The organism is Flavobacterium quisquiliarum (assembly GCF_019308285.1).
GTDB lineage: Bacteria > Bacteroidota > Bacteroidia > Flavobacteriales > Flavobacteriaceae > Flavobacterium > Flavobacterium quisquiliarum.
Genome location: NZ_WWEM01000010.1, coordinates 81,276 through 94,056, shown reverse-complemented (window position 1 = coordinate 94,056; position 12,781 = coordinate 81,276). Strand labels below are relative to the sequence as shown.

The 12,781-nt window shown below is 34.8% G+C and carries 7 protein-coding genes; 6 read left to right on the top strand and 1 reads right to left on the bottom strand.

All coding sequences use genetic code 11. The features are described from left to right. The first annotated feature begins 4 nt into the window (after positions 1 to 4). Both GSY47_RS02900 and GSY47_RS02895 read left to right on the top strand, forming a co-directional pair. Positions 5 to 739 carry a LytR/AlgR family response regulator transcription factor gene (locus GSY47_RS02900; protein WP_179006228.1) on the top strand — a complete coding sequence of 245 codons (735 nt, stop codon included), beginning with the start codon at positions 5 to 7 and terminating at the stop codon, positions 737 to 739. Between the two features lie 180 nt (positions 740 to 919). Further along, positions 920 to 1,249: a DUF4870 domain-containing protein gene (locus tag GSY47_RS02895; protein WP_179006226.1), complete on the top strand. Its 330-nt coding sequence runs from the start codon at positions 920 to 922 to the stop codon at positions 1,247 to 1,249. Positions 1,250 to 1,428: 179 nt separating this feature from the next. Here GSY47_RS02895 and GSY47_RS02890 read toward each other — a convergent pair whose 3' ends face one another. Next, entirely contained in the window at positions 1,429 to 1,722 is a 294-nt protein-coding gene (locus GSY47_RS02890; RefSeq protein WP_091498680.1) for a winged helix-turn-helix transcriptional regulator, read from the bottom strand. Positions 1,723 to 2,089: 367 nt separating this feature from the next. Here GSY47_RS02890 and GSY47_RS02885 point away from each other — a divergent pair, with 367 nt between their 5' ends. The 4 genes from GSY47_RS02885 (at position 2,090) to GSY47_RS02870 (ending at position 12,781) form a co-directional block, all read left to right on the top strand. Beyond that, positions 2,090 to 4,444, top strand: coding sequence for a mechanosensitive ion channel family protein (locus tag GSY47_RS02885; RefSeq protein WP_179006224.1), 2,355 nt, complete (start codon positions 2,090 to 2,092; stop codon positions 4,442 to 4,444). A 322-nt stretch (positions 4,445 to 4,766) separates the two neighbouring features. Further along, a complete protein-coding gene (locus GSY47_RS02880) occupies positions 4,767 to 6,395 on the top strand; it encodes a sensor histidine kinase (protein WP_179006222.1) in 1,629 nt (542 codons plus the stop codon). Further along, on the top strand, positions 6,388 to 7,038 hold the full coding sequence (locus GSY47_RS02875) for a response regulator transcription factor (RefSeq protein ID WP_179006221.1): 651 nt from the start codon (positions 6,388 to 6,390) through the stop codon (positions 7,036 to 7,038). Before GSY47_RS02880 ends, GSY47_RS02875 begins: the two co-directional genes overlap by 8 nt. Positions 7,039 to 7,264: 226 nt before the next feature. Beyond that, the gene (locus GSY47_RS02870) at positions 7,265 to 12,781 is read left to right on the top strand and encodes an MBG domain-containing protein (RefSeq protein ID WP_219071093.1); all 5,517 of its coding nucleotides are present in this window, start codon (positions 7,265 to 7,267) and stop codon (positions 12,779 to 12,781) included.

The window sequence follows — 12,781 nt, the reverse complement described above, 5'->3', positions numbered from 1 at the left end:
AAAAATGTATAAAACTATTATTATTGAAGACGAACAGCGCATTCGCGAAGCTTTATCTATTATGCTTGAAATGGTGGCGCAAGATCAAATTCAGATTATAGCTTATGCGGAAAGTGTTGAAGAAGCCGTAAAATTAATTAATCGTTTAAAACCCGATTTAGTTTTTATGGACATTATGCTTCAAAATGGGACTGGTTTTGATGTTTTACAGCAAATTTCATTTAATTCGTTTCATCTTATTTTTACAACGGCTTACGAACAGCATGCTATAAACGCGTTTAAATACAGCGCGATCGATTATCTTTTAAAACCAATTGATCCCGACGAACTTAAAACAGCTATTGATCGTATCGCTCTTTTACAAGAAAGAGTTTTGGAAAAACAACAATTGACCGAATTACAGCAGAATCTCTCCAAAACGCCTGATCGAATTATTCTCCCAACTCAGGAAGCGATGTATGTAGTCAAATTAGAACAAATTTTAAGATGCGAAACTTCGGGTTCGTACACTACTTTCTTTTTAATAGATGGCAGAAAAATAATGGTTTCAAAACCGCTGAAAAATTACGAAGACATGTTAGAGCCTCCAATGTTTTTTAGAGTTCATCAATCCCATTTAATCAATGTAAATTCAATTGTAAGCTACTCTCGTGAAGGAATGGTACACATGAATGATAAGTCGGTTGTCCCAATTTCGAGAGGAAAAAAAGAACAGTTTTTTAAATTAATGAAAGATTAAATTCCAAGTTTCAGGTACTTAAGGTAAACAACAAACAACAAACAACAAACCATAAACCATAAACAATCAACCATTAACAATCAAAATCTTCCTAATACCAATTCAAAACGCCCATAGACAAAACAAGTCTTTCAGCATCGGTTTATTGCTTCTACTTTTGACGTAATAAATACTAAAACGATGAATAATAAAACTCTTTCTATTTTAAGCTATATCACTATTATTGGGTGGATTGTAGCGTTTGTTAAAAGTAAAGATTTAACTCCTAAAAGTGATTTAGTGAGTTACCATTTAAAGCAAGGTTTTGGAATCTTTCTGGTTTCATTAGCCATAAATATTGCTTTATCAATTGTTGTAAGTATCGTTCCTGCCTTATATTTTTTAAGTTACGTTGGTTACGTAATCTTGATTTTATGGATTTTTGGAATTATAAATGCTGCAAATGAACAAAAGAAACCAATTCCTGTAATAGGAAAAATCTTCGAAGATAAATTTGGTTTTATTGACTAATAATCCGTACTCGCCTTTTAGCTGACGTTTTTATTTTTTGGATGTAGGATTTGATTCTCAAAGAATCTCAGTGGTTTCCGTGGGGTCACACTGAGTAGTACTTGGGGATCTTTTCTACTTTAAATAGACTTTTTCTTCCCAGATAATCTATTCTCTATATTCTATTCTCTATTTTCCCACTAAGATAACCCTTCTAACTGCTGGAAAACAGGAATCAAAGCTTTTCCTTTTTCTGTAAGATTGTATTCAATGTGTAGCGGTTTTAACTTAATTGTTGTTTTTTCCAAAAGTCCTTCTTCTTCTAATTCTTTCAAAGCTGTGGCCAAAGATTGTTTATTTGATCCTTGAATTTGTCTCAGCAAAGTATTAAATCGCAAAGGCGATTCTACTGACAAACGAAAAATTTCTGCTTTCCATTTTCCGGATAACATTTTTAAAAGCCTTTGTGCCGGACAAGTTTCTACTTCTTCCATAGTTTTACAGGGTAGTCAAAAAAAATTGACCTATTGTTTTGGATTCTTTTTTAATTAAATTTTGTACAGATTGTAATGTAAAAATAGAAAATGAAACGAAAGAAACCAAGTGAAATGAGCATGGAAGAACTGCTTAAAGCCCAAAAAACAATTAATATTGTTATTGTTTTCTTAGTCAGCGCATCATTCCTGCTGTTTTTTATAATTCTATTTTTATTTTAAAAATAATCAAATGAAAAATTCAGTTTGCAGCTTTATAATTCAAATCTGACGAAAAAATGGTCTGATACGTCTAATTTAATTTTTTGTTGATGAAAAGTTTTATAAAAAAAATTACATTTGAGCTCCCTAAACAAGCCATTAAATTATGATTTTTCAAAAAAGACCACTTTATTTTTTACCTTTATTTTTCTTTTTTTTACTTTCCCTGCAAAGTAATTCTCAAGAACAGCAGCCAGCTAAAAAGCAAACTCCTGGAAGACTTTTCAATGACAGTACTGCCACCGACAGTGATTATTTAATGTCTATTGAAAAAGCAGAAGAAGTTCTGGAATCTGCCTATAATGATATTGATTTTAAAGGCGACACACATCATCTTTTTGGCGACATGAAACGCACTGAAAGTAAGCTGAACCTTATTCTGGCAAGTTTAAAAGGTGCTAATCCAAATGTACGTAACCAGCAAATGTATCGCATAGTACTGCAGGAAATACAGCAGGAATTAGAAGATCAGAATAAAGCCGTAAACGAACACAATCTGAATCTCGAAAACATAAAAAAACGTGTTATTGAACTTCGTAAAGACAAAACTTTAATTACCTTAATACGAGATACTATACGCCGTAAGCAATTTAAAAAAGAATTTGCTAATCTAAAAAAACACTATGTTGGTACAGATAGTTTAATGACTACTAATCAGACTGTATTAAACACTAAAAAAAGACTGATTGTACAACGCCGAATAGCTGTTTCAAACGCTTTGGTGACTGTTGAAAGCAAACTTGAAAAGTCTGGAATAAATATTTTCAACAAAGAATATCCTTCTTTATGGCAGATTAGCGATTCTGCTGCAAACAAAAAAGTAACACATAATATTAAAGCAAAAATTATTATTGAAGAAAATGTTGCAGCCTATTATGTTGGTTATAAAGCCGGCGCTTTAATCACGCTTTGTTTTTTCATGGGACTATTATTTTGGTATATCTCCAGAAATATTAAATACCTTAAAACAAACGGGCACTTCGAAAATCTTTCGCAGCTAAACTTTAAATATTTAAATCGTGGTACTATAGTTCCCGTAATTGTGATTGCTTTAAATATTGTTGTGGTAACCAACTTATATGCTCCTGCCCTTTTTCTGGAATTTATGCAACTTATTTTACTTGGAGCTTTAACAGTACTTTTCAAAAATCAGTGGTCAGGAGTTTCAATGCGTAACTGGTTAATGCTTTTAGGATTATTCTTTGCGCTTTGCTTTCTTGATTTATTTATAACAATTGGTTTGTTGCAGCGATTTGCTTTTGTTGCCATTAATGTTCTGGGTATTCGTTATGGCTTGGTACAAATCAAAACATTAAAAGAAGAGCTATATATTAAAGCTTTCTTTAAATGGGCAAGCATCCTTTTTATTGCTTTAAATGTTTTGTCTATTCTTTATAATGTATTCGGAAGAGTTTCTCTTTCTAATATGCTAAGTTTAACAGCATTTATTTCGCTTACGCAGATTGTTGCTTTGAGTGTTTTATTGAAGATTATTCTTGAAATTATTCTGTTACAGATTTACACCACAAGAGTAAAAAGAGGCATCGTAAAAATGTTCGATTACGAAAATTTATCTGACACTTTAAAGAAGCCATTTATCATTGTAATCAGTTATATGTGGCTGATTGTTATTGCTTCCAACTTAAATATTTGGGAATCACTTCGTGCCGCTTTTCAAAAGTTATTAAGTCATCCAAATACTATCGGAAGTATTACCTTTACTTTAGGTAATATCGTTTTATTCTTTATTATCATTTGGGCAGCACATTTACTTCAAAACTATGTTGCGTATTTCTTTGGAGAAATTGATGAAGAAAACGAAGAAAATATCAACAAAAGACAGCATTCTAAATTATTAATTACCAGATTGGTCGTTTTAATAAGTGGTTATCTTTTAGCTGTTGCTGCGTCTGGAATGCCTTTAGATAAATTGAGTATTCTTTTAGGCGCTTTAGGTGTAGGTGTCGGACTTGGGCTTCAGAATATTGTAAACAACTTTGTATCGGGCATTATTTTAATTTTTGATAAACCAATTCAGATTGGCGATGTGGTGGAAATTAGTTCAGAATCAGGCCGAGTAAAATCGATGGGACTTAGAACAACCAAAATCAATGCCCCAAATGGTGCGGAAATCATTATTCCAAATGGTAATTTATTATCGCAGAATATTACCAACTGGACGTATACCGATAATTACAAATTAGTTGAAGTTACTTTTGAGATTGTAGGAGAAACGGTTCCAGAAGAAATTAATTTAATAGTAAACGAAACATTGGCAAATCTACCAATGGTAAACAGTTCAAAACCATCACAAATTTATTACAGTGCTATTTCTGACGGAAAATATAAACTTTTAATCAAATTTTGGTGCAGTATTTATAGAACTGAAGAAACAATAAGTTTAGCCAGACAAGAACTTTACGTGAGTTTTAAAAATAAAGGTCTGAATTTCTCTAGCTAAGAGAATTATATAGACCCCAATATAAAGAAAACTACAGCTGTTTGAGTTGTAGTTTTCTTTTTTTTATTCCATACGAATTATAAAACCTTTTTAAACATATCTTTTTTATTGCCTATAAAAAATTCAGAACAAAGAATAACTGATTCAGAACAAATCATCTCGGAAATTATAATCTATTTTATAAATTTGAATAGAAACGTAAAAAATACCATTACACAATTTTAATCTATTCTTTTTAATCTTTCCTGCAGTGAGATTTTGCATTAGCCTTTTTCTAATTCTAACCTCCTTAATTTGTTTTGGACAGTCCTCTTTTGAGCACTTGAAAAAAGATCTTGAGCAGAAAATAATACACTGTAATTTTAAGGAAGCTTTAGACATTATCAATACAAATGGTGACTTATATCAAGGTTCAGCAAAAATTGAACTGGATATTATGAAAATGAAAATTCTCACTGAGCTGGGACTTTATGACGAATCTTTTAAACTTTCCCAAAATTTAGTCAGTAATTCTCAAACCAACCCAGAGCAACAACTTAAAATTCATGTTGAACGAGCATTAATTTTTGAGATAAATGACGACTACTCTTCCTGCCTAAACGAATTAAATAAAGCAGAACAGCTGATTTCCAAATATCCTCAACTTAAGTTTAAAAACCATACCAATTTTCTTATTCGTAAATCTTCATATTATCGTGTAAGTGGGTCAAAAAAGGTTGCATATAATCTGGCGCTTCAAGCAGAAAAGTATGCAAAAACGGTGAACGATACTCTAAACATGCCTGTTGTACAGTTGATTATAGCACTTGGCAATCGGAAAATAAATTCAGAAAAAGAATTACAGCATTATCAGCGGGCACTTTATTTGTACAAAAGGCAGCATCACTATGAAGCTATTATTTCTATGTACACTAATTTGAGTTACTACTACTTTGATAAAAAAGAGTATCAACCTGCTACGGTCTATATAGATTCAGCACTGGCTATTGTATCAAAATCAAATGTTCTGAGTTATACAGCAGATGTCTACAAAACCAAAAGTATGATACTGGAAAAGGTTAATGAGCCAGATTCTGCTCTTTATTATTTTAAAAAAGCTTCGGAATACTACAAAAAATTCTACAGCGAACAGCGAGATCTTAAGATCAAAGAACTAGAAACACAATACAATTTTGAAAAAGAAAAAACGGAGAAACAGTCCCTTAAAAAAGACATTAAAAACTCCCGAATCTTCAATACAACACTAATCATTTCAGTTCTAGTTCTGGCTTTGTTTATTCGACAGCTGATGAAGAACAAAAGAAAAATTGAAAAACAAAGAAGAAAAATCTTTGAAAATAATCTAGCTCTCAAAACTAGTCTCGAAGAAAAACAATTTCTTGTGCAGGAATTAAATCATCGTGTTAAAAATAATTTAGCCGTGATTTTAAGCCTCATTGATTTTCAAAAAGAGCAGGAAAAAAATGAAGACTATAAATATAGATTTGATGATTTGTACCAGCGAATCAAAACCATCATGATCGCTCATGAGCTTTATACCTACAGTGTTAATTATAATGACAATGCCCTGGTAGAGACCCAAAATTACCTCGGAAAAATATTTGAAACCCATCAAAACAGCAGTATAAGAGTATTTACATACCTAAACGATACTGAAAAGATTCTTTTCAATGTTGATAAAATACTTTCTCTAGGACTGCTTTTAAACGAACTGGTGACTAATTCCATAAAACATGCAAATCCTGTCGGAGAACTCATTTTAAATTTGGAACTTAAAAAGACTGATGAAAATCAAATAATAGTACATTATTTCGACAATGGAACTGTTTTCAATTTTGAAAAAAATAATGATTCTTTAGGACTTATTATTATTGAAGGAATGGTAAAACAATTAAAAGGAAATTATACTAGAGAAGACGCCCACTATAAAATCGTATTTCCAAATGACTGAACATAAAAGCAGAATATTAATAGTCGAAGATGAGGTTTTAATTGCGTTATCTTTAAAAAAAATGCTGGAACCCATTTTTACAGCTGAGACCGTTTATAGTTATGAAGAGGCAAAAATGCTCCTGTCACATAAACTTTTTGATCTTGTTTTAATTGATATTTCCCTTTCTGGAGATAAAACGGGACTGGACTTGGCATTATTTATCAATACCAATATTTCGATACCTTTTATATTCACGACAGCCTTAACCGATCCTAGTACTTTAGAAAAGGTGACCAATCTTAGGCCGTCTGCTTATCTTTCTAAACCTGTAGAAAAAGTAAATCTTATAACTGCCATTCATCTGGCTTTGGCCAATGAAGATGCGACTTTTAAAATTGAGTTAGGAAAACAGATTTATTACTTTCAGTCCAAAGATTTTCTGTTTGCCGAAGCAGATCATGTCTATATTGAAATACATCTTAAATCAGGTAAAAATCAGATTTTAAGAACTACAATGACTTATCTCGAGGAAGTCTTCCCTCCTAAATATTTCAAAAGAATCAATCGCAGCACCGCTGTAAACCCTTATCATGTATCGAAAATCATCAACGATAAATTGCATATCGAAGATAAAATATTTAAAATTTCTAAGAATTTCTGACATTCTCTTGTAACAAGAGAAAAGGGTTTTCAGAACAAAAAAAACAGGTTTCAGAACATTTCTTTCAGCTTTCAGACAGGAAAGTTTTAGTTTTAAACTTTGAATACACCCAAAAACGTCTGCCCTTTTTCTTTTTTTCATATCCAGCAGGCTTCTTTGGGAGCTTTTGCAACATTTACAGAAGCTATTTTTATTACCACTAATCTTCTAATAAAAAAGACCTGCTATGAAAAAAAACTACTTGCTGATAAAAGTGTGTTATCTTTTTATCATTTTACTCATTACATCCCATAATACTTGGGCACAGACTTCAACTGAAACTTTTGAAACGGAATCACCAGGTTCTACCAGTTTTACCGATAATGGAGTGATATTTAATATCTTGTCTCATTCTTCAACATTTGATATAGCAAATTTTACTAATACAGGTTGGAGCGGAACAGCAAATGACAATAGACATATTGACAACTCCGGGACTGTTGGTACTGGTGCCTCTTTTAGTATTAAGACAACTTCTAACCTGTTTAAAGTGAATAGATTTTGGGTATTCGTTGCCAATAACTTTACTAACCAAAATGCTACAGGAACACTTACAATTACAGGTAAACTAAGTGGCATAACTAAATTTACTCAAACTAAAACTACTGGTTTTGCGACTTCATTAGGTAGTACTAATGGGTATACTTTAATAGATATGACCAACTTAAATGGGCAAAACTATTCTAACATAATAATAGATCAGCTTCAGATTACGGCAGGTGGAGACTACGCTTATCTAGCACTAGATGCCTTTACCTGGGTAAAAGACAACAATAATACAGGTACAACGATTTCTGCTCATCCAAGTAGTAATACAATATGCTCTGGAGCAAATACTTCTTTTTCAGTTACGGCCCTTAATGCCACAAGTTACCAATGGCAGGTTAGCACAGATGGAAGCTTTACAAATATTTCTGATAACGCTACTTATTCTGGCACAACAAGTTCAACACTATCAATTACAGGAGCAACATCAACTATGAGTGGTTATCAGTATCGTTGTGTGGTAACTGGCTCGGGATCTGTAAATTCTAATCCTGCAACATTGACTGTTCCAGTAGCACTTGCTAGTACTGTTTCATCACAAACTAATGTAAGCACATATGGAGGAAACAATGGTTCTGCTACTGTAAGTGTATCAAATGGAACTTCTCCTTATTTTTATTCATGGTCATCTGGAGGAACTGCTGCTACTGCAAATAATTTAAGTGCTGGAACTTATACCGTAACCATCACAGATAGTACTCCAAATGGTCTTGGCGGTTGTACTGCTACTCAAACAGTAACTATAACACAACCTCCTCGTGTAACTGCCTCAGTAACTTCGTTAAGTCCATTTACTTCTTGCAATGGAGCAGTTTCAGCTCAGCAGACTTTTACAATAAGCGGAGGCTCATTAACTTCAGGCTTAAATGTTTTGGCTCCAACTGGTTACGAGTTAGGGCTTTCGGCAGCAGGGAGCTATTCTAGCCAAATTATTTTTTTCCCTAGTGCAGGCACAGTAAATACTACTACAATATATGCTCGTTTAACTTCTTCAGCGACAGGAAATCCTTCTGGTAATATTACAGTGAGTTCAACAAATGCTGTTACCCAAAACGTGGCAGTAACTGGAGTTGTAACAGCGGCACCCGTTATAACAACAGCACCGACAGCAAGCGAAATCTGTTCTGGTGCAAATACAACTTTTAGTGTTACTACCAGCAATGCAACAGGATATCAATGGCAGGTAGATCAGGGAAATAATGTTTTTACAGATATTTCAAACAATGCACTATATTCTGGTGTTAATACTGCTACTCTAAACATTACAGGAGTGCCAGGCACGATGAATGGATTCAAGTATCGTGTCTTGGTAAAAGGAGCATGTTCTCCAGATGCAACGTCAAATAGCGCTGTATTAAATGTAAATCATATTAATGTAGCGCTAAGCAAAGTTGACATAGCTTGCTTTGGTACTTCAACAGGTCAAGCAACTGCGGCTCCTAGTGGAGGAACTGGCACCTATACCTATTCTTGGTCTAACGGAGCAGATACACCTACTATAACAGGATTGATAGCAGGAACTTATACTGTAACTGTGACGGATGAAAACTCATGCTCAAACACCGCGACTGTAACGATAGGACAACCCTCTAGTGCTCTTACACTAACGCAAGGTACTATATCAAACACTTCTTGTTATGGCGGAGGTAACGGAACAGCAAACGTGGCGGCTAATGGTGGTACACCAGGTTACACTTACTCATGGAATACAACTCCTGTCCAGACAACTGCTACTGCAACAGGACTTAAAGCCGGTACTTATACTGTAACTGTAAAAGATGCCAACCAATGTACAAAAACACTAGATTTCACTATAAATCAACCTCCTTCAATTTTAATAACTCCCAGTCAAACCAATGTTTCTTGTAATGGAGGAACGAACGGTACGGCTACGGCAACTGTTTCTGGAGGAACTGGAACTTACACATACTCTTGGTCGCCTTCTGGAGGAACTGAAGCAACTGCAACTGGTCTCGCTGCAGGTACCTATACTGTAACGATTACAGACGCTAATAATTGTCAGACTACACGAAGTTATACTATTGACCAGCCATCCGCTCTAACCGCGACACAATCACAAACAGATGTTTTGTGCAATGGCTCTGCAACAGGTACTGCAACAGTTATTGCCTCTGGCGGGACTGGCCATTATAGCTATACATGGTCTCCTTCGGGAGGAACAGCAGCGACCGCTACTGGATTAATTGCTGGTAACTACACTTGCACCATTAAAGATCAAAATAATTGTATAATTACGAAATCCTTCACAATTACTCAACCAAGTTATGCATTAAGTGCTACACAAAGTCAGATCAATGCAACTTGTTCAACAGGCGGACAGGCAGCAGTAAGTGTGTCTGGTGGAACATTGTCATATTCTTATCTTTGGTTTCCATCTGGAGCTACCACAGCAATAGCAACAGGTTTAACAGCGGGAAATCATAGTGTATTAATAACCGACGGCAATGGTTGTACGTTAACAAAAAACTTTACGATTGATACCACAAATACTTTAGCTGCAGTTCAATCTAAAACTGATGTTTTGTGCAATGGATCAAATACAGGTTCTGCAACAGTAATTCCGGCAGGAGCTCCAGGTCCTTTTACCTACGTATGGTCACCTTCAGTAGGAAATTCTGCAACAGTAAATAATCTTACAGCTGGTAATTATGCCGTAACAATAACCTCTGCAAATGGATGTTCTATTGTCAAAAATTTTACAATTACAGAGCCATCAGCCCTTACCATAACACCTGGTCCGCAAGCAAATGTTACCTGTAATGGAGGAAGCAACGGATCTTTGAGCGCTACAGTAACTGGAGGAACTGGTGCATACAATTATTCATGGGCCCCTTCAGGAGGAAGTGCTGCAACTGCAAACGGTCTTTCTGCCGGAACTTATACATTAACTGTAAAAGATGCTAATCTTTGTACCAAAACACAAAGTTTTACGATTACAGAACCACCTCTTCTAACAGCATCAACGTCGCAAACAAATGTTTCTTGTAAAGATGGATCTAACGGAACTGCAACTGTAAATGTTACAGGAGGAACTGGAACATATACTTATTCTTGGGCTCCATACGGTGGAACAAATGCAACAGCTAGTGGACTTGCCGCAGGAAATTATATTGTAACAATTAAAGATGCTAATCTATGTATGACAACAGCCGCTGTTATTATAACGGAGCCTGATCAGCTTACTGCGGCGATATACAAAACAGATGTTTTATGTAATAGTGCCAATAATGGTACAGCTACAGTAACTGCTTCTGGAGGAACTGGAACTTACACCTACTCTTGGTCACCATCTGGAGGAACTGCAGCTACAGCAACCGGATTAAGTCCAAATACGTATTCCGTTACCGTTACCGACTCTAATGGATGTTTTGTAACAGAGACTGTGCAAATTACAGAACCTACTGCCCTATCAATAATAGATTCACAAACCAATGTTTCTTGTAATTCAGGAAATAACGGTTCGGCTTCTGTAACTGTATCCGGCGGAACTGGACCTTATACTTATTCTTGGTCTCAATCTGGCGGAACTGCCGCAACAGCAACTGGTCTTTCTGCAGGAATTTATACTGTAACTGCAACTGATTCAAATTCATGTTCAATTTCTAGAACAATTACAATTACAGAACCTGATGTTTTAGCCACAAATATTACCGTTACAGATGTAACTTGTCATAATGGAAATAATGGATCAGCTGCAATAACAGCAGCGGGAGGAACTGCGCCATATACGTATTTATGGCCACATAACGGAGCAACTGCATCATCAGCAACTGGTCTTACGGCTGGAATTTACGAAGTCATTTTGACGGACAGCAATTCTTGTTCTTTATCTACATCAATTGAAATAAAACAGCCAGAAAACCCAGTCAATCTTAATACAGCAAGTGTTTCAGAAATAACAGTTTCTGGAGCTAAACTATCAGGCACAGTTTCTTCTGATGGAATAAATACGGATAAGGGAGAATGTTTAACAGAAGTTGGTTTTGTTTATGCTTTACATACCAATCCAACAGCAACAGATACTAAAATAAATGTAACTGTATCATTAGGAGATTTTACAGGCAGTTTATCTAACCTTAGAGGAAATAGAACTTATTATGTTAGGACTTATGCTGTAAATAGTAATGGTTTTATTAATTATGGAAATGAAGTTAGTTTTACCACAGAAAAATATACTCTGAATATAAATGCATTTTCAGGGCATACAAAAGTTTACGGTACTTCTGATCCTGTATTCAATTATACGGCAACAGGATTTGCCAACGGAGATACCAATACCATAATTATGGGACAGCTTTCTAGAGAAACTGGAGAAAACGTTGGGAAATACAATATCACGCAAGGAAACATTAGTGCCGGTGCAGATTATACAATTGTTTTTACTGCCGCTGAATTTGAAATCACAAAAGCCAATCAGACTATTACCTGGAATCAGACTTTAGAATTTGGCTGTGATGATTCGACTGTTATTAATCTAAACGCAACAGCAGACAGCGGATTAACTGTTTCATACACCATAGCAAATAGCGAAATCGGCACAATAAATGAATCAACTTTAACCATTTTGAATTCTGGAAGCACAACGATTACAGCTGTTCAAAACGGAGATCAGAATCATAATCCTGCGGTCGCTGTAATAAAACCTATTGAAGTAAGCCAGTCAGGACTTATCACACAGCAATGGGCAGACGTTCTTTTATTTGATAATAAGTCTAATAGTTTTACAAGCTACCAGTGGTATAAAAATGGAAATGCTGTTTCTGGTGCAACACGCCAGTATTACAGCGAAAACCAGCCATTAAATGGTACGTATTATGTTATTGCTAGAAATACAAACGGCAGTTCAATTAAATCTTGTCCAATTGAAACTACTGGAACGGCTTTTTCTAAAAATTTGAAAATCCATCCAAATCCAGTAAGACCAACAAACGAATTCACATTAGAATGCGACTTCAGCGAATCTCAGCTGAATGGAGCCGAGATTACTATTTTTGACATTACAGGAAAATTAGTACAGACTATTACCAATGTAAAAGCTCAAAATCAAATCACCGCACCTTCTCAGGCAGCTATTTATGTTGTTGTTCTTTCACTGAGTAATGGTCAGAAAAAAACAATCAACTTATTGGTTAAGTAA